Raw genomic sequence first — 21,793 nt, 5'->3', positions numbered from 1 at the left:
CATGACGAATCTAGACGACGAGACGATCATCGTGACCGGCGCGAGCAAAGGATTGGGCCGTTCGATGGCGCTCCACCTCTCGGCGCTCGGGGCGAACGTCGTCTTCACGGCCCGCAGTGAGGACGAACTCGAGATCGTGGCCGACGAGGCGGCGGGCGAGACGCTGGTCGCGCCGGCGGACGTGCGCGACGCCGACGCGGTCGACGCGGTCGTCGAGTCGACGCTCGAGCGGTTCGGGGCCGTCGACACGTTGATCAACAACGCCGGCGTCTCGGGGCTCAGCTTCGGCGAGGAACGGCGATTGCTCGTCGAGACGGACGAGGCGGAGTGGGACCGGATCATGGACGTCAACGTCAAGGGCGTCTATCTGTTCACGAAGCGTGTCCTCGAGGCGATGCTCGAGGGCGGTCAGGAGTCCGGGAACATCCTCAACGTCTCCTCCGGTCTCGGTCGGCACGCGGTCCCCGGCGCCGCGGCGTACATCACCTCGAAGTGGGGGCTCGAGGGCTTTACACAGGCCGTGGCGCTCGAGACCGAAGACGAAGGAATCAACGTCAACGCGATCGATCCCGGCGGTCGCGTCAACACGCGCATCTGGGGCCACCTGCCCGACGACGAGCGCGAAGAAATCCTGCAACCCGACGTGATGGACGACGCGGCCGCGTTGCTCGCAGCGCAGGGCGCGGACGGCGTCACCGGCGAGTCGATGACCGCGACAGAGTGGGAAGAGCGACTCGAGTAACACCGCGTTCGGCCCGAGCATCCTCGAGCGGCGATCGGACTACGACGAGAGCCGCTGCTGACAGCCGTGACAGTAGCTCACGCCGGGCCGATTTCGCGTCCCACACGCCCCACACCGGACGGTCGACGAGCCATCCGCCTCGGCACCCAATTCGGTCGCGAGCGCGGAGAGCACGTCGTCAGAGGCCGTGATCTCGCAGTCGCCGTCGTATCCTCGCGTGCGGGCCCACTCGTTGACGAGGTCGTCGTCGCGCAGGCGCTCGAGGCCCCGGACCAGTCCCAAGAAGCACAGCGTCGGGGCGATCATCACGAAGACCGCGACGAGGAGGCGGCCGACGAGCGCGGACGATCCCGGATCGTTCATGGCCGTTGTTAGCACCCGGCGAGCAAACGTCTATCGCCAGTCGGGACACTGAGCGCGTTCCGAATCTCTCGGCTGCCAGCCTAGCGCCGCTCCGCGACGGTCTCGAGGCGGGACTCGCGGCCCGCAGAGATCGACCGCCGATTCGTTCACCGGGCCGAAACGACGCGGAAGACGCCGCCACCGTCGCCACCGGCTCCGAGCGCGTACAGTTCCCCATCGCCGTCCCGGCCGAACGAAATCAGTCGTTCGGGAGTCGCACCGTCGGCGACCCGAACGGCCGTCGTGGACCACAGGTCGCCGTCGTCGGATCGGACGGCGGCGAACAGCCGCCCTCGCGGTACGAGGTCGCCGAAGACGTACGCGCCCTCGAGCCCCGGCAGTGCCGCGCCGCGATAGACGTAGCCACCGATGACCGAGACGCCGCTGACTGCCGCGTCGGCCGGCGGATGCGGGTACTCGATGATCGGATCGCGGAACCGTTCGCTGCCCCCGACAGCGTCGGGCGGCCGTTCCGGGCAGTCGTCGGCCTTGTAGCAGTGGGTCCCCTCTCTGACGTTCCAGCCGTAGTTCCCGCCTGCTTCGACGAGGTTCACCTCCTCGTAGTCGCTCTCGCCGACGTCCGCGACGAAGCAGTCCTCGCCGTCGAAGGACAGTCGCCAGGGGTTGCGAAAGCCCCACGCGTAGTACTCGTCGAGCCCCTCGCGGCCGACGAGCGGGTTGTCCTCCGGAACGGCGTACCGTCGGTCGGCCGACCGCTCGTCGACGTCGATGCGGAGGACGCTCCCCAGAAAATCCGTCGTCACGTCCTGACCACCTCCGCCACCGCCGCCCCCCGCGCCGATGCCGACGTAGAGGAATCCGTTCGGCCCGAACGCAAGTCCGCCACCGTTGTGAAAGTTCGCTGGCTGGGGGATCTCGAGGACGACGTGGTCGGAGTCGCCTTTCACCCGCCTCCCGTCCTCGGTCACCTCGAACGCCGCGAGGACGCCCGTGTGGTCGAACTCCCGCGGCGTACCGGACTGACGAGGTGCGCTGAAGTGGACGAACAGCCGCCGGTTCTCGCCGAAGTCGGGATGCAACGCCATGCCTAGCAATCCGCGCTCGCCACCGGAGAGCACCGTTTCGCGCAGATCAAGGAGGGGCTCGTCTCGGCGGCCGTCCTGTTCGTGGACCCACACGCGGCCGTCGCGCTCGGCGACGTACCGGCGGTTCGCGTCGGGTGCGAACTCGACGGCGACCGGGAACCGCAGGCCGTCGATAACCGGCTCGAGTCCGACCGTCTCCGGTACTTGGGCGAGCGCGTTCGATCGGTCGTCCGACTCCTGGCCGGCGGTACTCGACCGAGTCGCGAATCCGCCGACACCCGCGGTCGCGGCGGCCGCGACCGCGAGGAACCGCCGTCGGCTGTGAGTCGTCTGCATGGACGGTCGTACCCCCTCGAGTGGGAAATACGCCGATCCGATTCGGCGTGACTGTATCGAACGTCGATGGGTTCGCGCTGGTCCTCCTCCGGTTCGTGCCAGGCATCGAGACCGCACCCTACGTGCCGAACGCGTGGCTGCTCTGGGTGCTCCTCGCCGTCGCACCGCTGACTATCGCCGGGCTGGTCTTCCTCCGGGACTGGCGGGACGGCTTCTCGCACGCGCCTCGAGAATACCTCGCCGCTGGAACCCTCTGGTTCTATCTGACGTTCCAGACGGCGGTGTTCGTCGCAGCGTTCATCGAGGAGTTCATCGTTCGGAAACCCAGCGTCTACGTGACGACATCTCGAAGCGACGCTCCGTCCGACGATTGATCCCGTCGGGGCGAGACCTCACGCCTCTCGCTGCCGAAAAAACCGCTCGGCACGCCGCCGGCCGCGTTGCATCAGCAGATCGATAAACGCCGGGTCGCGGTCGACTTTCGACGACGCGCTCAAGTCGCTTCCGAGTTCGATGAACTCGACGGTGACCGGTTTGTACTCGTCCGGAAGGCTCCCGTCCTCGATCAGTTCGTTGATCGTCTCGATGAAGTCGACTTCCTGATACAGCGAGAGGTTGCCCGCCAGTTCGTTGCGCCGGTCGGCGATCTCCTCGACCGACTTCGGAACCTCCTCGCGATATCTGGGATTGATCTGGACGATCCAGATTTCGTCGGGTTTCTCCGCCGCGCGGTCCGGCACCGTCAGGAAGTCACGGATCGGCGGATTCTGCGAGAAAAGGCCGTCCCAGTACCAGTGGTTGCCGATCCCGACCGCCTCGAACAGCGTCGGAATCGCCGCGGACGCCAGGACCGCCTCCGCGGTGACCGACTCGTTGCGAAACGTGTCGAACTCGCCTTCGGTCACGTCCGCCGCCCCCAAAATCAGATCCACCGAGGTCTCGTCGGCGATCGCGGGAAACCGCTCGAATTCGATATGGGCCTCGAGGGCGTCGAGAAACCGCGTACGGCCGGCGTCGGTCGCCGGGTGCTCGTAGGGGCTAAACAGCGGTAACGGCCCGCCGCCTGCGGCAAAGCGTGCCAAGCCGACGAGCCAGGCGTTGGTGAACCGTTCGAACGGCGACCGCGCCGACAAATCCCGCCACACCGCGTCGAGCGTCGCGACGGCGTCGTCGGTACCACCCGCGGCCAACCCGTACCAGGCGGCTGTGGCGCAAACGGCCCCGCCGGACGTGCCGCTCAGCCCGACGAGTTCGTAGGAGTCCGCTTCACACTCCTGGAGGAGCCGCTCGAGCACGCCTGCGGTGAACGCGGTGTGACTGCCGCCGCCCTGACAGGCGATCGCAACACGAGTGGAATCGCCGGCATCGTCATCGGTCGCCATGGACGACCACGACGACGCCGCTCGAGATAGTGGTATGGAGATGTCACTCGTCGTGGAGAAATACGGCTATCGGCCTCGAGCGAGCGTCGAGCGCGGCGCCGCTGGCGGGCGGTCAGTCCGAGATGAACTTGTTGTCCCGCCAGTTGACACCGCCCTGTCCCGAGCCGCGGTCGCGGGGCCCCTCGACGACCTCGATGTCGGCGGGACGGGCCTCGCCGTCGACGATTCGAGTCGCCTCGAGGTCGCCGTCGCGCTCCGAGATCGCCGTCAGGGTCCCCTTCTCGGCGGCTTCGGCGATGCCACAGAGGACGAGGAACATCTGGTACTGCAACATCGAATTCTGGAGGACGGTCTCGCGGTCGCCTTTGAACGCGGCGAACTCGACGAGTTCGGACTCGATCTCCTCTTCTTCCTCTTCGTCCCAGCTGAACGATTTCTGTCGCCGCTCGTCTGGGTCCTCCTCGTAGACCCGGTTTTCGGTGACGCTGGCTTTGAGCTGAGCCGTCGGCGTGTACTTGCTGACGGATTGGTCCTCGGCGACGGCCTTCAGAATGAGCGTGTTGTTGCGTCGCGTGATCTCGACATCGTCGACCCCGTCAGGGAACGTCGCGTCGTCGATGTGGTCACGGAGATCTTCGAGAGGCAGTTCGAGCGTCGAGTGCAGCCGATATACGTGTCTGGATTCCTCTGTGGACATAGTGGGAAGGTGTGTACGGCGACAGTCGTGGTCTCCTAGTACGAGGGCGTGACTTATATGACCTGCTATTAAATCCGTGAAATATCAGGCCGAATGAGTATACGGCCGGCCGTGACCGCCGGGGGGCGACCGGGAAACGACAGCCGCGACCGATCAGGCCGCGTTGAGCGTCTCCGCGAGTTCGTCGCGCTCCTCGAGTTCCTCGAGCACGTCGGAGCCGCCCACGAACTCGCCGTCGACGAACGTCTGCGGAATCGTCTCCCAGCCGCTGTGTTCCGACAGCGCCTGTCGGAACTCGTCGAGCGAGTCGAGGACGTCGACGGTCTCGAACTCGTCGCGGTGGTGGTCGATCAGGCCGAGCGCCTTGCGGGAGTAGCCACACTGGGGCATGAGTTCCGTCCCCTTCATGAAGAGGACGACCTCGTTTTCCTCGAGCGCTTCGTCGACTTGCTCGTTGACCTCCTCCTGGTCGAGACCCTGATTCGGTGGGAATTCCATACTCGCGTGTACGGAAGTGACGGGGATATGCCTTGCGTCCTCGGAACTCGCGACGTCGAACTCGGTCACCGACGACGGACCCGCCAGTGAGCGATGAGTTCCAGCGAGCCAACTCGAGAACACACTAGTCGGCCGTCGCCGGCGTCTCGAGCACGTCGAGTTTCTCGGCGGTGTAGCCGAAGACGTCCTGATAGCCGTTCGGCGACATGAGGACCGGATAGAACGATTCCTCGGCGATCTGTTCGTCGCCGTCGGCCGCGGCGAACGGCGAGCCCGCCTCGACCTCGGTGAAGTTGTCGACGAACACCTCGTAGGTCTCGGCCTGGTCCTTTCGGATGACATCGGTGAGCCGATAGACCGGCAGTTCCCGCTGGACGGTATCGCCGGGGAGGACGCCGACCGCGGTGAGGAACGCCCGCGTCAGTCGGTCGGCGTTCTCCGCGGCCGTCTCCGAGCCCTGAAGCCCGCACTCGACTTCGACGGTATCGATCGCCGAGAAGAGCCGCCCCTCCGCGAAATTGCTCGTCTCGACCATCGCCGCGACGGGCAGTTGCGGAACGATCTCCCTGGCAGTCTCGTCGACGCCCTTGACGATAGCGAAGGGGTCGGCGTGGCTCTGCGTCGAGTGCATCGAGAAGGTCAGACAGCCCTCGAGCTCCGCCACGAGCTCGTGGGCAAGCTGGCCTTCATGGGTCGTCGCGTCCGGATCGCCGGGGAACGCACGGTTCAAGTCTTCGTCGACGTACCGCACCTGTCGCTCGAGCGCCGACTCGTTGGCGACGACGAGCTTGACGGGGCGTTCGACGGTCGGGCGTTCGTCAAGCAGCCGCTGGACGGCTCTGACGCCACAGGGTTCGTCCCCGTGAATACCCGCGACGACTGCGATCTCCGGCGTTCCCGACCCGAGCTGTGCGACTCTCATTACACGTTACTTCGGCTGAACGGCCAAAGGCGATTCGGTCTTTCACGAACGGCATACTGTGTTAGCCACCCACATATGGAACGGCGTGCAGGTAAACGGGTACCGATGAATGCCGACGGCGCGCCGTGACCGACCGATCACTCGAGCGAGGCTGCATACTCGCGGTCGGCCGGATCGGCAGTCGGTCGCTCATCGTCGAGGAGAATCCGCCAGCCGTCGATCCGGGTGGGCTCCTCGAGTGCGGCGGCGAGCGTCGTTCGGACATCGGCGACATCGACGCCGTAGTAATCCGGCGGAACGTTCTGCAGGTATTGAAGTGCAGTCTCGAAGAGGCTCCGCATGCCGGCGTCGTTCTCAAAATCCGCGTGCTTGTACGCGCCCGCGGCGACCTGCACCATCCCGTGGAGAAACGCGCTCTCCGTGGTCCCCCGTCCGTAGTTGTACCACTCCGCTTCGAAGCAGTCGTGGGAGTCGTGGTACTCGCCGGAATTGTAGAGCGCGACCCCGTGGATTACCGCCCGCCGAAGCGTGCCGTGTTCCCACCCGTTCGACTCGCCGCGTTCCGCGCACCAGCCGGTCGGGGACCCCGTAATCGGTGGACTCACGGTGTTGTCTCGCGTGTGGTCACCCATCGGTACCACGTAGGCAGCCCGGAATCATCTCTCTTGGGACGCCCCGGTCAACGTTTCGCGTCCGAGTAGCCGGTCCACGGACAGCGAGGTTGTCGCACGTGTCACCGAGAGAGCGTGTAAGCCCACCCTTTATTCGGATACGACTCCCTACGTTGTCGTATGACCCAGCCGTACGGCAGGTGTCGGCACTGCGGGGAACGCCTCTACGCACATATCGAGGGCGGCTACCAGTGTTTGAACTGCGACCGCCGGTTCTCCGAGCGAGCCCTCGAGACACAGGCGGCCTGACCGATCGGCCGACGAGTCTGTGACTCGAGAAGCGCGGGGCTCGAGCGATCGGTAGGCCCTCCATACCGACGACAATCGCCTGATACGGCGCCGTTCTCAGTCGATCCGCGGTCGAACGCGGATCGGTCGATTTAACCCGAGGGAAGCCCTCGACCAGCAATGCGTGCGAGGGTAGCCAAGCGGTCAACGGCGGCGGACTCAAGATCCGCTCGTGTAGACGTTCGTGGGTTCGATTCCCTCCCCTCGCATCGCAGTGAGGCGCATGCGCGCCGAACGAGATGCGGAAGATCAGCACGGAGCGATCTTCCCTCGCAACCTTCTGCCGACACCCACCACGTAGCGAGGCAGCCGTTATCGAGCATTGATCGCTCACACGAAATCATAGCCGCGACGGTTAGCGATCGGACCGCCGATACAGCCCGAAGCTGCCACGTCCCAGCAGAACGGCCGCGATGGCCGCGACGGAGGCGAGCCCGCCGAATCCGGGGACGGTCTCCGAGAGGGGGCCCGACGGCGAGGCCGCCGATTGGGTGGCCTCGGCCTCGTCGGTCACCGTCACGTCGCCGACCGTCGAGCCGTCGATCGTGACCGTCGCCGAGGACTCGAGGGTGGCCTCGAGCGAGATTGTGGCCCGCTCGCCGGCCGCCAGACCGACCCGTTCGGTCGCGATCGGGTCGCCGTCTGCGGCGATCGTGAACTCCCTGGTGCCGGCGACGTCACCGACGTTCTCGACCGTCGCCTCGATGCGAACCGGGTCGCCGGACCGAACCTCGCTCGGCTCGAGACTCGCGTCGATGACCTCGAACGCAGGCGTCGCGCCCTCGACGCCGATCGCCACCGACGGGAGGCCGGTGAGGGTGGCGGTGTAGGTCTCCGTCTCGGCGTCGTATCTCGTCCGAACCGGTTGCCACTCGCCGTCTCGGTACGCCGAGAGGACGACATCGTCGGGCGTCGTGCCCGCGGGCAGCGCTTCGTCGTCGACGGCGAACTCGAGGGTGAGCCAGCCGATCGTGTCGGCGATGCCGTCGTGGTCGAAGCTGGCGTAGGAGACGGCACCGTCACGGTGGCTCGCAGCGGTGCGGGTTCCGGGCCGAATCGTGAACTCGTAGTTCGTCCGGCTCGTCGCGGGGACGATCCGCACGCGCTCGAACGAAACGCCGTCAGCGCCGACGCCCGTCAGCATCGTTTCGGCCGGTAACCCTTCCCGCGAGCCGGTGACCTCGAGCAGCGCGTCGCCGTCGGCTGTCGTTGTCGACGTGAGCTGTATTACCTTGGTCGCGGATCCGCTACCGAAACCGCCACCGCCACCGATTCCTCCGCCCCCGCCGCCACCGCCCCCGCCGGATCGGGCGGCGAGTTCGAACGACGCCGTGGTCGCCCCGTCGACCGCGATCGTTCGGACGCATGTCTCGTCGGCGAATTCGGCGTTCTCGGGCGGCGTGACGGTGATCGTTACCGTTCCGTTGACCGATGCGCCGAGGCCATCGCCGTTGGGCCCCAGCCAGCGGCCCGACTCGTTGGTCGCCGTCGTCCGTGTGACGACCGCGTGCTCGGTCGCGCTGGTGTCGATCGGCGTTACCGCGACCGACGCGTTCGCGACGCCGCCGCCGCTTTCGTTCGTGACTTCGATCGCGAGCTCGTGACCCAGGTCGAGCTCGACGGCGACCGTCTCGTTGTCGCTGACCTCGCGGTTGAGGACCGTCTGATACGTCGGATACGTGCCCGCGTCCTCGAGGAAGACGCCGTGGGTGCTGACGTTCTCCTCGGTCGCAGCCTCGAACTCGCCGTTCTCGACCGGTCGCTCGTCGGTCCAGTTGCCGTGGGCCGGCGTGACGAAGACGGAGCCGTTGACGCCGCTCTCCGCGGTCGCAGCGAGCGTTTTCGGGCCAGCCGCGGGGCGACTGATCGTCCCGTTCACCCGCGCGACGCCACCGTCGATGACGAGGACGCCCGAGGAGACGGTTCGGGTCTCGCCGGCCAGATCCGTCAGCGTCGCGCCGATCCGCGCGAGGCCCTCGTCGCCGGGCGCGAACGTGTGGGTTGCGTTCCATCGCTCGCCGGAGACAGCGTCGTAGGACTCGAGCCACGTTCGTTCGGTGATGTACTGGTCCGCCCCGTCGTCGAACGCGATCGAGACGTTGATTTCGTCGCCGGTCGCCGCCCACCACGGTGCCGAGACGGTCGCCGAGGAAAAGGGATCGTCGTAGGCGACCGCGAGATCAGTCCGCACCTGTTCGCCCGCCGTCGGGGTCAGCGACGCGTTCGTCGTCGCGTTCTCGAGCGAGACGTTCAGCGTCGCCCCGTCGGGAACGGTGGAGGCGTTGACCTCGAGTACCCCGGTGCCCCCCGCGGCGGTCGGGACGCCGAACCGGCCGTCGGCGGTCGTCGTGTTCGCAAGGACGGTCCCGTTGTGCGTGACACGGACGGCGAGCCCGTCCCGCGCCGGCTCGCCGTTGACGGCGACCGTGCCGGCGTACCGCGCCGGCGGATCGCGCTCGAAGCGGACCGACGACGTGGTCACGGTCTCGTTCTCGAACGTCGCCGCGAGCGTCACGTCCTCGCCGTCGACGCCGTCGGCCGCGGTCACGTCGACGGCGAGTCCGTGCTCGACGGCGTCGCGGTCGACCGCGATTTCGTCGCCGGGCGCGATTTCGGTCCCGTTGACCGTGATGGTGAGGTTTGCGGGATCGGCCGTCGTCGCCCCCGCGAGGGCGATCGTCACGTTCCCCGTCTCGGGGACCGCGAACGTCGCCGTCTCTGCAGAGGCGTTGCTGACGCCGTAGGCGTCGAAGTCGTCGCTGACGTGGAACCGCCCCGCCCCGAGATAGGCGACGGCGTTGGACAGGACCGTCCGCCCGTCGTCGGTCAACCTCCCGGCCTGCGGCGTGACGCCCAGCAGGATCTGTTCGTCGGGGCGGTCGAACGACAGTACCTCGCCGTCCGCGAGCACGCCGTCGTCGGTCGCCGACGCGAGCGTCCGCGCTCCGGGCGCATCGAACCACGTCCGGTTCGTCGCGTTCTCGAGCAGCGTCACGGCGTCCCGTTCGCCGCCCACACCGGCGAAAATCGGATGGTTGCGGTCGAGCACGACCTCGACGGTTCCGTTCGAACTCGGCGTCTCGAGCCCGCCGACCTCGGACGTGTTCCGTGCGAGCCGAACCAATGCGTCGTCGCCGACGCCGTCGCCCAGATAGAGGACGCCGGTGTCGTTTGCCGTCGTCGCATTGACGAACGTCGCGGTCGGGTTCGACAGCGTGTCGTCGGTCGCGGGTAACTCGAGCGCGACGAAGACATCGTACGAGCCCGATTCGGCGGCCGACACGGCATCGGAGGTGTTGACGTGACTCGTTCGATAGGCGATCGGTAGCCGCGCCGTCAGGTTCGTCCGAAGTCGCTCCGCCGCATCGTCTCCGGACTGGGCGACGACGCCGACAGCGTAAATCTCCGGCACGACCCGCAACGACCCCGTCCGCATCGTCTGTGTCTCGTTGCTGCGGACGAACTCGTGGTCGAGCTCGAGCGTGCCGTTGACATCGTCCGCGAGGTACGTCGTGACGTCGAACGTCCCGTTCGTGACCGCCGGATCGAAGCTGACTGTCTCGTTCGCCCCGAACCGTTGCCCGCCGGCTTCGAACTCGAGCTCGCCGGCCGCGAGCGTCGCGTTCTCGGTCCGGGTGATCGTCAGGTTCTCGAGCCCCGTGACGTTGAACGTCGTCGTCACAGAGCTATTGGACTCGAGCGGTTCCGGCAGACCGCCGTCGACGACGGTAACGAAGTCCAGCGTCACGTCGTGCGTGACCGCGGTGCCCGAGGACAGCGAGAGCGTCTCGGTGTCGGGGTGGTGGCCGGTCGCGTCGACGGTAACGGTTCGATCGCCGGGGATGACCTGCAGTTCGTAGGCCCCGGTGGCGTTGGTCGTCGCGTTCCAGCGGCCGCCGTCGACCGAGACGGTCGCGTTCGCGACCGGTTCGCCCGCCCGATCGGTGACGGTCCCGGAGAGCGTGACCAGCGACGTGGCGTCGACCGCTGCCTTCACGTCGATGATCCCGTGTCCGTACCGGGTGTCCTGACCGGCCGGTTCGCCGTCGGGTTTCCAGGCGGTCTCCTCGAGCGCGGCCGTGACCTCGTCGGGTTGGAGATTCTCGTTGGCCGACAGCAACAACGCGATCGAGCCGGTGACGTGCGGGGCCGCCATACTGGTGCCGGACTTGGACTGGTAGCCGCCGCCGGGAACCGCGCTCTCGACCCACGAACCGGGCGCGGCGACGTTGGGAACCGTATACGAGTCCGGCCAGTCGGCCGGCGGCGAGGACCAGGCGTCGTCCGTGACGATGGTCTCTCCACTCGAGAAGGTGGCGATGTCGCCGGTCTCCGTCGCGGCTCCGATCGCGAAGGTATCGTAGACGTTACCGGGCGAGCCACTGGTTCCGTTACCGCCGTTTCCGGACGACGAGACGACGATCGTTCCCGACGACTGGGCGTTCCGAACCGGGTCGATGAACTGCTCCGCATAGGTCTGCGCGCCGAGGCTCATGCTCACCACGTCGGCGTCCCGGTCGATCGCCCACTGCATCCCTTCGATGATCTGGGAGTAGGTTCCGCTGCAGCCGGTCTCGCAGTCCGTGAGGACGGCACCGTGCAGCAGGTCGACGCCGGGCGCGACGCCGATGTGGGTCCCGCTCGCGTTACCGCCCGCGACCGTCGCGCTGACGTGAGTCCCGTGGTCGCCGAAATCCTGGGGCGTCGATCCGGACACTCTGCGCCCGTACTGGTCGAACTCCGCCCAGCCGCCCGGATACGTGGGGTCCGACGAGTTATTCGTGTACAGGTCGATATCGGGGTGGCTCGCGTCGACCCCGGTGTCGAGCACGGCGACTGTCGCGCCGCTGCCGTTCACGCCGTACTCGTCCCAGACGTCGGTCGCGTTGATCTGCTCGAGGCCGTAGGTCGCGCTCACGCCCGCCGTCGACGCGGTCGAGTCGGTCCCCGCCGTCGCGGCGCCCGTCGACGCGCTCGTGGCCGCCGCCCCGTCGAGTTCCACCTCGAAGTTCGCGTGCAGCGTCGAGACCTCTTCGAACCGGCCGAACGACTCGAGGTCGACGCGGCTCGTATCGACCTCGAGCAGGACGGCGTTGGTCAGCCAGAACCGGTTCTCGATCGCCACCCCGTCGGTCGATCGAGCGTAGGAGACGATCTCGCCTTGCGTGCGTTCGGCGTGGCGCTGCAGCCGGGTCGCGGCCTGTTCGGGCGGCTCCCGAGGCGACACGTTCGCCTCCGAGAGCCGGACGATGACGTCGACGGTCTCGCCGTCGGCGTCCGCCTCCAGTGCCGAGTCGATCGTGATGTCGCTGCCGCCGTCCGAACGCGCGGTTCCGCCGTCGGCGTCGGTGCCGGCGGTCGCGAGGCCGTCGACACTGCCGCCGGACTCCGCGACGGTCGCGGCCGCGGCGGCGCTCGAGAGCGGTGCCGCGACGAGACTGCAGACGACGAGGAAGAGTACGCCGAGAACAGACACGGAGCGCACTCGCCCGGTCTCGGGCGAACGAGGGAACATACAGCGAAGGTTGACAGTAATCCGATAAATACATTATGGCAGTCACGTCTTTCAGTTTTGTCGACCGGACGGATCACGAACCAACCGGTTTTGGTTAGCCGGCCTCGCCCGGTCGAATCCTTCGGCGAGCGTCGGCAGAGCCACTTTTCCGTTCGGGCCACCGAGAGTGGATGATGAGCGACGCTGACGCCGAGACAAGTCGGGCGACGGTCGCGTTGCGCGCGGCAAAAGCGGGCGCCGCCGTCGCGGCCGACTCGTTTCGAACGGAACTCGTGGTCGAGGAGAAGGGAACCAAGACGGACGTGGTGACGCAGGTCGACCGGGACGCCCAGGTGACCGTCATCGAGACGATCCGGGACGTGTACCCCGACGATCCGATCGTCGGCGAGGAGGAGGACGCGCTGAAGGAGGTCCCAGAAGCGGGGCCGGCCTGGATCGTCGACCCCATCGACGGAACGAACAACTACGTCGACGGCACCCGCGCGTTCGGGACCGCCGTCGCGGCCGTCGCAGACGGCGAGCCCGTCGGCGCCGCCACGGTCTGTCCGGCCCTCTCCGATACGTACCGCGTCGGTCCCGAGGGCGCCTTTCTGAACGACGAGCCGCTGGCGGTCAGCGACTGCGACGACCCCGAGGCCGCCACGGTCTGTCCGACCTTCTGGTGGGACTTCGACCAGCGCGACCAGTACGCCGCGGCCACCCGCGAGGTCGTCGAGCGGTTCGGCGACATGCGACGGTTCGGCTGCGCCCAACTCGAGTTGGCGATGGTCGCCACCGGCGCGCTCGAGGGAGCGATGACCAATATGGCGATCAATCCCTGGGACTCGGTCGCCGGTGTGGGGCTGATCCGCGAGGCCGGCGGCGTCGTGACCGACCTCGAGGGCGAGCGCTGGCGACACGACAGCACGGGGCTCGTGGCCTCGAACGGCGCGATTCACGACGAACTGCTCGCGGCGGCCCGCGCGATCGAGGACTGAGCCGCGGGGGATCGGGCGGCGAGTCGGACAGTCAATTGCGTTGAAACCGGAAACGGTAAGCGCTCCCCCCTACGGGATTCGGGTATGGACGACTTCATCGACCGGTACGGGGCCGAGCGCGTCTGGGCCGCGACCGTCGCGAGTCTCGCAGCCGTCGTGGTCCTCGGTGCCGTCCTCTTCCCCCAGCGCGTGTACGTCGACATCATCTGGCAGTACTTCTGGGGGCCAGTCGTCGCCGACGCCCACAGTTGGCCCTGCGTCGCCTGGGCCGACGGCGCCACGGTCCGGTGTAGCCAAGCGCCCCCCAACGCCGGCCCGACGGCCGAACCCGGCTACACGTTCGTCTCCTACGCCGGCTACATCCCCACCCTGATCTTGTTCCTGATCGGGGCCATCTTCGCCGTCCGCCGGCTCCAGATCGAGCGCTACCGCGTGGGCTTTTTCGCCCTCTTCCCCTTCATGCTCTTCGGCGGTGCGCTCCGGGTCGTCGAGGACGCCAACGCGGCCGCCTTCGCGGCGACCGGCGAGATGGCCATCCAGCTTCCCTGGTCGGGCTTCATCATCAGCCCGCTGATCTACTTTACCGTCTTCTTCATCGCGCTCGCGGCGGTCGCGAGCTCGGTCTGGCTCGAGCGCAACGACCACGTCTCGGGCTATGAGTACCCGCTGGTCGGGATCGGAACGGTCCTGCTGACGGTCTCGATCGGTTACCTCGCGTACACCGCGGCGACGGAGCCCTACGCCGAGTTCTACCCGTTGATCCCGCTGGTCATCCTCGTCGGCGCGACGCTGACGACGGCGATCACCTGGGTCGCGATCGAGCGCTTCGCGCCGGAACTGAACCGCGGCACCCGCTACATGGGACTCGTCGTCATCTGGGCGCACGCGGTCGACGGCGTCGCGAACGTCGTCGGCCTCGACTGGGCGACCACGCTCGGCCTGCCCGCCAACCTCGTCCCGAAACACCCGATCAACCGGGCGATCGCTCAGACGACGGCCGACGTGCTCCCCGCAGACATCGTCTCCGCGACCGGCTCGGCCTGGCCGTTCCTGTTCGTCAAGATCGCCGCCGCCGTCTTCATCATCTGGATCTTCGACGACACCGTCTTCGAGGAGAACCCCCGCTACGCCGTCCTCCTGATGATCACCGTCGTCGCCGTCGGCCTCGGTCCCGGCACCCGCGACATGCTGCGGGCGACGTTCGGCGTCTGACTCCGCTCTTTTCGGCTCGAGTTCGCGCGCGCCGGCCTCGGCTTCGAACGGGGGCTTTAATCACACCCGGCGGGAACGAGCGACCATGACTGACACGGACGGGTGGTTCGCGGACGGAGACCGCGACGATCCCGACGCGCTGGCGGCCGCGGTTCGCGAGGGCAGTGCCGGCGATCCCCGCGACTGGCCCGCCGTCGCCGTCGAGGCCGGGTTCGCGAGCGACGGAGACGATTACTACGAGGTCCTGAAAAAGGCGACGACGGCCGCGACTCGAGCGGCGGTGACCGATCGAGAGCGGGCCGACGATCGCCAACTGGTCCACGCGGTGCGGGCGATGGACGATTGCGCCCGAACGGCCAACGAACTCGCCGAGCGGCTGGCCGAGTGGGCCGGCACCGTCGATCCCGAGGCGGGGACCGGCGTCGAGTACGCCCGCGCGGTAGCCAGCGGCGAGGCCGGCGACGCGCTCGAGGAGCCAACCATCCGATCGCTCGCCGAGCGAGTCGCCGGTCTCGCGGACGAGACCGACGAGTTGCGGTCGTTCATCGAGCAGCAAACGCCCGCGGTCGCGCCGAACCTCTCGGCGCTGGCCGAGCCCGTCCTCGCGGCGCGGCTGATCTCGCTGACCGGCGGCCTCGAGGAACTGGCGAAGAAACCCAGCGGGACGATTCAGGTGCTGGGCGCGGAAGACGCCCTGTTCGCCCACCTGCGAGGGCACGCGCCGTCGCCGAAACACGGGATCATCTACACGCACGACGCGGTGCGGGGGACCCACCCCGAAAACCGGGGCTCCGCGGCGCGAGCGGTGGCCGGGAAGCTCGCCATCGCCGCGCGCGTGGACCATTATTCGGGCGAGCTAAAGCCCGAACTCGAGGCCGAACTCGCCGAGCGGATCGAGACGATTCAGGCCCGGAACGCGGATGGCAACGGCGGAGACGATACAGCGACCGACGGGGGTGCCGACGATGAGTGACCTCCCGGCGGGCGTCGAGCGCCGCGAGTTCGACGGCATCGAACGGCTCGCGACTCGAGGAGAGCCCGTCTACGGCGAACCCACCGACGGGGAGTGGCGCGCGTGGAACCCCAACCGATCGAAGCTGGGCGCGATGCTCGAGTTGGGAATGGAGACCGCCCTCGAAGGGGACGAGACCGTTCTCTATCTGGGGGCCGCCAGCGGAACGACGGTGAGCCACGTGGCCGATTTCGCCGGGCCGACCTACGCCGTCGAGTTCGCCGCGCGGCCGGCGCGCGATCTGCTCGAGGCCGCCGAGAGCCGCGACCGACTCTTTCCGCTGCTGAAAGACGCCCGGAAGCCCGAGAGCTACGCCCACGTCGTGGAGTCGGACGTGGACGTGATCGTCCAGGACGTGGCGACGCGCGGGCAGGCACGGGTGGCGCTCGAGAACCGGCGCTTTTTGGCCGAGGATGGGCGATTGCTGTTGGCCGTGAAAGCGCGGAGTGAAGACGTGACTCGAGATCCGGACGCGGTGTTCGAGGACGTTCGGGAGGAGTTAGAAGAGGGGTACGAGATTTTGGAAGGGGGGCGGCTCGAGAGCTATCACGCGGATCATCTCGGGATCGTAGCGCAGCCAGAGTAACGATTCAGCGATCCCACAATTCCTTATGGGGGCAGGATAGAGTATTGGGGAAGATCCCATAAGATCATGACTTTGTCGCGCCGTAAGTTGGTCTCAACGTGCTTTGCTTCTGTCGTCACCAGCGGGTGTATGAACGACGACGAATCGTTCGAATTCAATCCGAACGCTGAGCGGTTTCGATGGCGATACCGTACGGACGGCATAGTCCCGTCTTCGCCAGCACTGGATGCTGGTAAATTATACATCGGAAGTGCAGATGGGTATCTCCGGGCACTCAATGCACCAGACGGTACCCTTCAGTGGCGGTTCAACACCGGTGACTGGGTCGTGTCGGATCCTGTTGTCGTTGACGAAACAGTCTATTTCGGAAGCTGGGACACTAATCTCTATGCAGTTTCTATCGGCGGGACCGAAGAATGGCGGTTTCCAACGGATGACACCTTAGTTCCCCAACGATTTCGAACGGAACAGTATATATCGGCAGTTCAGATACCCGACTCTACGCCGTAGTCGCGACTGACGGAACGGAACGCTGGACGTTTCCGGCTCAGGACCGTGTCACAGCCAGACCCGTCTTTGACGAGGGAACGCTCTACGTTGGTGATTTTGCCAACAACTTCTACGCGATTGAGGCAGCTACTGGTAACGAAGTATGGACGTTCGAAGCCGACGACAGTAGTGTCTCTCATTCGTCGAACGAATCCATCTATCGATCGGCAACACTCGTCGGCGACCGTCTCTACTTCGGCTCGACGAACGGCTATCTCTACTGTCTCGATCGCAACGATGGAAGCCGCATCTGGTCACGGGCGACCGACTCGGACATCAAAAATGTCCCCGCTGTCTGGGACGACACCGTCTACTTCGCAAGTCGGTTGGGCAAGCTCTACGCACTGGATGCCGAAACTGGCGAAACTCATTGGACGAGCGAGAAACTGAACGATCCCCTTCTCTGTGATCCGACCCTCGTCGATGGAACTGTGTACATCGGTGATCGGTATGGCGTGTTGCACGCACTCGACGCCGAAAGTGGGGAGCAGTTGTGGGAATTTCATACGGACGATGCGATTCTGTCGAAACCGGTCGTCACCGACGACTCGATCTACTTCGGGAGCAACGACGGTTACATCTACGCCATCGAACGAACCATCTGATAGGACCGGTCAAACACATCGGGTCAGGGTTACCCGATCCACTGCTGCGTTTTCGCGGGGTCGGTAGCGCGGCGCGGACGTTCGGCCAGCACGACTTCCTCGGTCGTCCGCTCGCCGTCTCGAAGCACGTCGATCTCGATCGTCTGCCCCGGTTGCGTTTCCGTCAGCAGATAGCGCTGGAGTTCCTCGTGCGAATCGATTCCGAAATCGTCGATGCCGACGATCACGTCCCCGCCGACGGGAATCTCTCGGCCGCGAACTCGACGGGCTGTTCGACACCCGCGCAACGCGGCGCTCGACGGCCCAAGCGGAGCGTCCACGACGAGGACGCCCCGTGGGCTCGACAGATCGTTAGCCTCGGCGACGGTGGGTGAGACGTCGATCGTCCGAACCCGCAGGTACGGATGGCGGAACCGTCCGTGCTCGAGGAGTTCCGGAACGACTCGATCGACGACGGCGGCGGAAATCGCGAATCCGATGTTCTCGCCGGCTTTCGCCCGGTTGACGCCGACCACGTCCCGCTCGAGCGTGACGAGCGGCCCGCCGCTGTTGCCGGGGTTGATCGGCGCGTCGGTCTGGACCGTGTCCGGGATGGTGAAACCGCTTCCCGTCGGCGACGAGCGGTTCACGCCGCTGACGATCCCCGTCGTGATCGTTCCGTCCAGCCCCATCGGGTTCCCGAGCGCCGCGACCGGCTCGCCCGGGCTCGGGGCGCTCTCCGCGATCCGCAGGGGCACCGCGCCCGCCGGGAGATCGTCGACGCGGATCACCGCGAGGTCCGTGTGGGGATCTGTGCCGACGACTCGGCCGACGGTCCACGAGTCGTCGCTGAACCGGAGGTCGACCTCTTCGACGGTCCCGACGACGTGCTGGTTCGTGACCACGTGCTCGGCGTCGTAGACGAACCCCGACCCCGCCCCGCCCGGACGACGGTGGTCCGAGTCGACGTAGACCGAGACCACCGAGGGAATCGTTTCGCGATACAGCTGTTCGAACGTGGTAGGATCACTCATTCGGTGTCTCGGCCGACGGTGTGACAGGGTCACACCGCTGCATTTACTCGAGGGTAAGCGGCGTGATAGCATAAGGCAGTCGGTACAGACCGACAGCCGCCGATCGAAAACGCGGTGCGTCACCTGTCAGTCCACTCGAGCCCGTATCTCCGGCGGAGCGAGCGCTCGAGGGGACGACGAAGGAGCAAGGGGGCTCGAGACCCGTTCTGACGATAGAATCGTCGCGTGGCCGTCGCCACCAGGTCCGATACGAACTCACCATTCGCGGCCGTTCTGTCGCTATGACGTGAGAATCACGCAGTGCAGAAGATGACTCCACCGGAATCTACATAACTGTCTCCCTCCCTCCATCTATCGTATGGCACACTATGCCGAGGAGCGCTGCACCGACTGCAGTGGAAAGAAGATGAAACGCTCGGACGGCACCATCTGGTGCCCGAACTGCGCGCTCTTCAACCCGGAACAGAAGGCCACATAATACGTCCCGCGGCCGGCCCCGCGCTCCTTATACGCAATAACGAATATAAGGCCGTTCGTGGTACGCCGTCGTGGTATGTCAGCACACCCCACGATAGGTGACACCCTCGAGGGAACCGTCGAGCGCCACCCCGACCGCGACGCGATCGTCTACCCGCGCAAGGACCAGCGCTGGACCTTCGCGGAGTTCGACGAGCGCGTAAACCGGCTCGCGAACGCGTTGCTCGAGGCCGGCATCGAGAAAGGAGATCGGATCGCGACCGTCCTCTACAACGGCTCGGAGATCGCGCTCACCGTCTACGCCTGTGCGAAGATCGGGGCCGTCTTCACCCCGCTGAACTTCCGCCTGCCGGCCGGCGAACTCGAGTACATCATCAACGACGCCGACGCGGCGATGGTCCTCTTCGAAGCCGAGACGCGAGAGGCGGTCGAGGGGGCGCGCCCGAACTTAGAGACCATCTCGGAGTTCGTCTACATCGACGACGACCGCGACGCAGTCCCGGAGTACGCGACCGGCTTCTACGAATTGCTCGAGTCGGGCTCACCCGAGAAACCGGACGCGACCGTCGAAGAGGACGACGTGTACGCCTTCATGTACACGTCGGGAACCACCGGCCGGCCGAAGGGCGTCGTCCACGAGCACCGGAGCATGGTCGAGCACAACCTCCTGTGCATCGCGGAGGCGAACATGACGCGCGACGACGTGGGCCTCTCGATGATGCCGCTGTATCACTGCGCCGAACTTCACTGCAACCTCTTCCCGCGTGTCCACCGCGGCGCGGCCAGCGTCATCCACCACGAGTTCGAACCCGACGCCGCCCTCGAGGCGATCGAAGCGCACGAGGTCACGCTCGTCTTCGCGGCGCCGACCGCGTGGAACGCGCTCTCGATGACCGCCGCCGAGATGGACGCCGACGTCTCGTCGCTCAGACTCGGCCTCTACGGCGCGGCCCCGATGCCCGAACAGGTCCTCGAGAACTGCCGGGAGCACCTCTGTGACGACTACCTGCAGGCCTACGGCATGACCGAGATCGGCCCCGCGGGCGTCTTCCAGCCGCCGGAAGATCAACTCTCGAAGCAGGGCTCGGCCGGCCTCCCCGCGCTCAACCATCGGCTGCGGATCGTCGAACCCGACGCCGACCCCGACCGGGAGGTCGACGAGGGCGAGATCGGTGAGATCCTGATCTCGAGCCCGTGTACGATGCGCGAGTACTGGAACCGTCCGGAGGCGACCGCCGACTCTCTGCGCGAGGCCAACGGGACGACGTGGTACTACACCGGCGACCTGGGCTATCGGGACGAAGACGGCTACCTCTACGTCGTCGACCGCAAGGACGACATGATCGTCTCCGGCGGCGAGAACGTCTATCCGGCCGAGGTCGAGGACGTGCTGTTCGCCCACGACGCCGTCGCGGAGGCGGCCGTCGTCGGCGAACCCGACGAGGAGTGGGGCGAACGGATCGTCGCCTACGTCGTGGCCGCCGGCGTAGAGGCCGCTGACCTCGACGAGTTCGCCCTCGAGAGCGACCGGCTCGCCGACTTCAAGCGCCCGCGGACGTACTACTTCGTCGACGAACTCCCGAAGAATCCCAGCGGCAAGGTCCAGAAGTTCAAGCTCCGTGAGGACGAGGCGGCCGTCGAGCCCGAGGCCGAGACGGTCTCGGACTGACGCCTCCGACCAGCGGTCGAAGGGGTCGAACGGGACGGACGCGAAGTTCCGGTCGTCGCCACCGACTCCAAACCGTATTTACTGTCGGGGCCAGAAACACGGGACGATGGAACGCGGGTCGAGAGAATCGTTTACGCGCATGGGAACGCTGGGGATCGAAGAGGAGTGTTTCGTCGTCGACGAGGACGGGCGCCCCACCAGCGGGACCGACGAACTCGTCTACGAACACGACCCGCCCGAGATCCTCGAGGGGCGACTCGACCACGAACTGTTCAAGTTCGTCATCGAGACGCAGACGCCGCTGATCGAAGACCCCGCCGACGCCCGCGACTCGCTGCTCGCGATTCGGCAAGCGCTGGTCGACCACGCCGCGGCTCACGGCTTTCGGATCGCCGCCGCCGGCCTCCACCCACTCGCGAGGTGGCAGGAACTCGAACACGCCGAGAAACCGCGCTACCGGGCGCAACTCGACCGGATTCAGTACCCCCAGCACCGGAACACGACCGCGGGCGTCCACGTTCACGTCGGCGTCGACGACGCAGACAAGGCGGTCTGGATCGCCAACGAACTGCGGTGGTACGTCCCGGTCATGCTCGCGCTCTCTTCGAACTCGCCGTACTGGAACGGGTTCGACACCGGTCTCCAGTCCGCGCGCGCGAAGATCTTCGAAGCGCTGCCCAACACGGGGATGCCGACCCACTTCGAGGATTTCGAGGCGTTCGACCGGTTCGAGCGGCTGATGCTCGAGACCGACTCGATCAACGACCGCGGCGAACTGTGGTACGACGTGCGTCCCCACACCGCCCACGGGACCGTCGAGCTCCGCGCACCCGACGGACAGGCCGATCCCGGTGTCGTGCTGGCGTTCGTCGAGTACACCCACGCACTCGTCGAGTCCCTCGCCGAGGAGTACGAGGACGGCGCGAGCGGCCACGACCACCGGCGGGAACTCCTCGATGAGAACAAGTGGCGGGCCATCCGATACGGCCAGGACGCCGCCTTCATCGACCGCGATCTCGAGGGCACCGTCGAACTGGGCGAACTCGTCGACCGCGAGTGCGAGCGGCTCGGGATCGACGGCATCAAGGACGTCTACGAGCGCGAAAGCGGGGCCGACCGACAGCGTCGCCTGCTCGAGGACGAGGGGCCCGACGCGCTCTGTGAGTCGCTGTTTCTCCAGACGGAGTGAGCCCC

Annotated in this window: 20 protein-coding genes and 1 tRNA gene; 12 read left to right on the top strand and 9 right to left on the bottom strand. The window is 66.5% G+C overall.

The window, feature by feature from the left end; genetic code table 11:
* Position 1 precedes the first annotated feature (1 nt).
* Positions 2 to 742 carry an SDR family NAD(P)-dependent oxidoreductase gene (locus NKH51_RS05205; RefSeq protein WP_254764187.1) on the top strand — a complete coding sequence of 247 codons (741 nt, stop codon included), beginning with the start codon at positions 2 to 4 and terminating at the stop codon, positions 740 to 742.
* 39 nt (positions 743 to 781) lie between these two features.
* Here NKH51_RS05205 and NKH51_RS05200 read toward each other — a convergent pair whose 3' ends face one another.
* Complete coding sequence (locus tag NKH51_RS05200) at positions 782 to 1,105, bottom strand: DUF7577 domain-containing protein (protein WP_254764186.1); 324 nt, start codon at positions 1,103 to 1,105, stop codon at positions 782 to 784.
* 146 nt (positions 1,106 to 1,251) lie between these two features.
* Positions 1,252 to 2,526: a PQQ-dependent sugar dehydrogenase gene (locus tag NKH51_RS05195; protein WP_254764185.1), complete on the bottom strand. Its 1,275-nt coding sequence runs from the start codon at positions 2,524 to 2,526 to the stop codon at positions 1,252 to 1,254.
* Between the two features lie 47 nt (positions 2,527 to 2,573).
* Between NKH51_RS05195 and NKH51_RS05190 the strand changes: the two genes are divergently transcribed.
* Positions 2,574 to 2,900, top strand: coding sequence for a hypothetical protein (locus NKH51_RS05190; protein ID WP_254764184.1), 327 nt, complete (start codon positions 2,574 to 2,576; stop codon positions 2,898 to 2,900).
* A gap of 18 nt (positions 2,901 to 2,918) precedes the next feature.
* Here NKH51_RS05190 and NKH51_RS05185 read toward each other — a convergent pair whose 3' ends face one another.
* From NKH51_RS05185 to NKH51_RS05165, 5 genes are all read right to left on the bottom strand, one after another.
* Positions 2,919 to 3,908, bottom strand: a complete 990-nt coding sequence (locus tag NKH51_RS05185; RefSeq protein ID WP_254764183.1) for a patatin-like phospholipase family protein — start codon at positions 3,906 to 3,908, stop codon at positions 2,919 to 2,921.
* Between the two features lie 112 nt (positions 3,909 to 4,020).
* Positions 4,021 to 4,605: a DUF7110 family protein gene (locus tag NKH51_RS05180; protein WP_254764182.1), complete on the bottom strand. Its 585-nt coding sequence runs from the start codon at positions 4,603 to 4,605 to the stop codon at positions 4,021 to 4,023.
* Positions 4,606 to 4,758: 153 nt separating this feature from the next.
* Complete coding sequence (locus NKH51_RS05175) at positions 4,759 to 5,103, bottom strand: glutaredoxin family protein (RefSeq protein ID WP_254764181.1); 345 nt, start codon at positions 5,101 to 5,103, stop codon at positions 4,759 to 4,761.
* 124 nt (positions 5,104 to 5,227) lie between these two features.
* Positions 5,228 to 6,025 (bottom strand): M14 family metallopeptidase, encoded by a 798-nt coding sequence (locus tag NKH51_RS05170; RefSeq protein WP_254764180.1) that lies wholly within the window; start codon positions 6,023 to 6,025, stop codon positions 5,228 to 5,230.
* Positions 6,026 to 6,162: 137 nt separating this feature from the next.
* On the bottom strand, positions 6,163 to 6,657 hold the full coding sequence (locus NKH51_RS05165; RefSeq protein ID WP_254764179.1) for a DUF309 domain-containing protein: 495 nt from the start codon (positions 6,655 to 6,657) through the stop codon (positions 6,163 to 6,165).
* A 159-nt stretch (positions 6,658 to 6,816) separates the two neighbouring features.
* Here NKH51_RS05165 and NKH51_RS18800 point away from each other — a divergent pair, with 159 nt between their 5' ends.
* Positions 6,817 to 6,945, top strand: coding sequence for a hypothetical protein (locus NKH51_RS18800; RefSeq protein WP_256527506.1), 129 nt, complete (start codon positions 6,817 to 6,819; stop codon positions 6,943 to 6,945).
* A 165-nt stretch (positions 6,946 to 7,110) separates the two neighbouring features.
* A tRNA-Leu gene (locus NKH51_RS05160) sits at positions 7,111 to 7,193 on the top strand.
* Positions 7,194 to 7,339: 146 nt separating this feature from the next.
* Here the strand turns inward: NKH51_RS05160 and NKH51_RS05155 are convergent.
* Positions 7,340 to 12,499 carry a S8 family serine peptidase gene (locus NKH51_RS05155; protein WP_254764178.1) on the bottom strand — a complete coding sequence of 1,720 codons (5,160 nt, stop codon included), beginning with the start codon at positions 12,497 to 12,499 and terminating at the stop codon, positions 7,340 to 7,342.
* Between the two features lie 173 nt (positions 12,500 to 12,672).
* Between NKH51_RS05155 and NKH51_RS05150 the strand changes: the two genes are divergently transcribed.
* The 6 genes from NKH51_RS05150 to NKH51_RS18840 all read left to right on the top strand — a co-directional run bounded on the left by NKH51_RS05150 (position 12,673) and on the right by NKH51_RS18840 (position 17,440).
* Positions 12,673 to 13,476, top strand: a complete 804-nt coding sequence (locus NKH51_RS05150) for an inositol monophosphatase family protein (protein WP_254764177.1) — start codon at positions 12,673 to 12,675, stop codon at positions 13,474 to 13,476.
* An 84-nt stretch (positions 13,477 to 13,560) separates the two neighbouring features.
* Positions 13,561 to 14,688, top strand: a complete 1,128-nt coding sequence (locus NKH51_RS05145; RefSeq protein WP_254764176.1) for a DUF63 family protein — start codon at positions 13,561 to 13,563, stop codon at positions 14,686 to 14,688.
* Between the two features lie 85 nt (positions 14,689 to 14,773).
* Positions 14,774 to 15,661: an NOP5/NOP56 family protein gene (locus NKH51_RS05140; RefSeq protein ID WP_254764175.1), complete on the top strand. Its 888-nt coding sequence runs from the start codon at positions 14,774 to 14,776 to the stop codon at positions 15,659 to 15,661.
* Positions 15,654 to 16,286 carry a fibrillarin-like rRNA/tRNA 2'-O-methyltransferase gene (locus NKH51_RS05135; RefSeq protein ID WP_254764174.1) on the top strand — a complete coding sequence of 211 codons (633 nt, stop codon included), beginning with the start codon at positions 15,654 to 15,656 and terminating at the stop codon, positions 16,284 to 16,286. Before NKH51_RS05140 ends, NKH51_RS05135 begins: the two co-directional genes overlap by 8 nt.
* Positions 16,287 to 16,415: 129 nt before the next feature.
* Positions 16,416 to 16,796, top strand: coding sequence for an outer membrane protein assembly factor BamB family protein (locus NKH51_RS05130; protein ID WP_254764173.1), 381 nt, complete (start codon positions 16,416 to 16,418; stop codon positions 16,794 to 16,796).
* On the top strand, positions 16,742 to 17,440 hold the full coding sequence (locus tag NKH51_RS18840; RefSeq protein ID WP_340674306.1) for an outer membrane protein assembly factor BamB family protein: 699 nt from the start codon (positions 16,742 to 16,744) through the stop codon (positions 17,438 to 17,440). Before NKH51_RS05130 ends, NKH51_RS18840 begins: the two co-directional genes overlap by 55 nt.
* 29 nt (positions 17,441 to 17,469) lie before the next feature.
* Here NKH51_RS18840 and NKH51_RS05120 read toward each other — a convergent pair whose 3' ends face one another.
* Positions 17,470 to 18,453, bottom strand: a complete 984-nt coding sequence (locus tag NKH51_RS05120; RefSeq protein ID WP_254764171.1) for a S1C family serine protease — start codon at positions 18,451 to 18,453, stop codon at positions 17,470 to 17,472.
* Between the two features lie 553 nt (positions 18,454 to 19,006).
* Between NKH51_RS05120 and NKH51_RS05115 the strand changes: the two genes are divergently transcribed.
* Together NKH51_RS05115 and NKH51_RS05110 are read left to right on the top strand one after the other, a co-directional pair.
* Positions 19,007 to 20,599, top strand: coding sequence for a fatty acid--CoA ligase (locus NKH51_RS05115; RefSeq protein WP_254764170.1), 1,593 nt, complete (start codon positions 19,007 to 19,009; stop codon positions 20,597 to 20,599).
* 106 nt (positions 20,600 to 20,705) lie between these two features.
* Positions 20,706 to 21,788 (top strand): glutamate--cysteine ligase, encoded by a 1,083-nt coding sequence (locus NKH51_RS05110; RefSeq protein ID WP_254764169.1) that lies wholly within the window; start codon positions 20,706 to 20,708, stop codon positions 21,786 to 21,788.
* The last annotated feature ends 5 nt before the right edge of the window (positions 21,789 to 21,793 follow it).

Source organism: Natrinema marinum (assembly GCF_024296685.1).
GTDB lineage: Archaea > Halobacteriota > Halobacteria > Halobacteriales > Natrialbaceae > Natrinema > Natrinema marinum.
Note: the sequence above shows the minus strand (reverse complement) of the source record. Positions and strands in the feature narration are given on the sequence as shown.

Coding starts and splice junctions, on each gene's coding strand:
- NKH51_RS18800 (WP_256527506.1), top strand. CDS start 6,817: ATGACCCAGCCGTACGGCAGGTGTCGGCACTGCGGGGAACGCCTCTAC.
- NKH51_RS05130 (WP_254764173.1), top strand. CDS start 16,416: ATGAACGACGACGAATCGTTCGAATTCAATCCGAACGCTGAGCGGTTT.
- NKH51_RS05150 (WP_254764177.1), top strand. CDS start 12,673: ATGAGCGACGCTGACGCCGAGACAAGTCGGGCGACGGTCGCGTTGCGC.
- NKH51_RS05120 (WP_254764171.1), bottom strand. CDS start 18,453: ATGAGTGATCCTACCACGTTCGAACAGCTGTATCGCGAAACGATTCCC.
- NKH51_RS05165 (WP_254764179.1), bottom strand. CDS start 6,657: ATGGGTGACCACACGCGAGACAACACCGTGAGTCCACCGATTACGGGG.
- NKH51_RS05195 (WP_254764185.1), bottom strand. CDS start 2,526: ATGCAGACGACTCACAGCCGACGGCGGTTCCTCGCGGTCGCGGCCGCC.
- NKH51_RS05175 (WP_254764181.1), bottom strand. CDS start 5,103: ATGGAATTCCCACCGAATCAGGGTCTCGACCAGGAGGAGGTCAACGAG.
- NKH51_RS05110 (WP_254764169.1), top strand. CDS start 20,706: ATGGAACGCGGGTCGAGAGAATCGTTTACGCGCATGGGAACGCTGGGG.
- NKH51_RS05170 (WP_254764180.1), bottom strand. CDS start 6,025: ATGAGAGTCGCACAGCTCGGGTCGGGAACGCCGGAGATCGCAGTCGTC.
- NKH51_RS05145 (WP_254764176.1), top strand. CDS start 13,561: ATGGACGACTTCATCGACCGGTACGGGGCCGAGCGCGTCTGGGCCGCG.
- NKH51_RS05155 (WP_254764178.1), bottom strand. CDS start 12,499: ATGTTCCCTCGTTCGCCCGAGACCGGGCGAGTGCGCTCCGTGTCTGTT.
- NKH51_RS05140 (WP_254764175.1), top strand. CDS start 14,774: ATGACTGACACGGACGGGTGGTTCGCGGACGGAGACCGCGACGATCCC.
- NKH51_RS05135 (WP_254764174.1), top strand. CDS start 15,654: ATGAGTGACCTCCCGGCGGGCGTCGAGCGCCGCGAGTTCGACGGCATC.
- NKH51_RS05200 (WP_254764186.1), bottom strand. CDS start 1,105: ATGAACGATCCGGGATCGTCCGCGCTCGTCGGCCGCCTCCTCGTCGCG.
- NKH51_RS05185 (WP_254764183.1), bottom strand. CDS start 3,908: ATGGCGACCGATGACGATGCCGGCGATTCCACTCGTGTTGCGATCGCC.
- NKH51_RS05115 (WP_254764170.1), top strand. CDS start 19,007: ATGTCAGCACACCCCACGATAGGTGACACCCTCGAGGGAACCGTCGAG.
- NKH51_RS05180 (WP_254764182.1), bottom strand. CDS start 4,605: ATGTCCACAGAGGAATCCAGACACGTATATCGGCTGCACTCGACGCTC.
- NKH51_RS05205 (WP_254764187.1), top strand. CDS start 2: ATGACGAATCTAGACGACGAGACGATCATCGTGACCGGCGCGAGCAAA.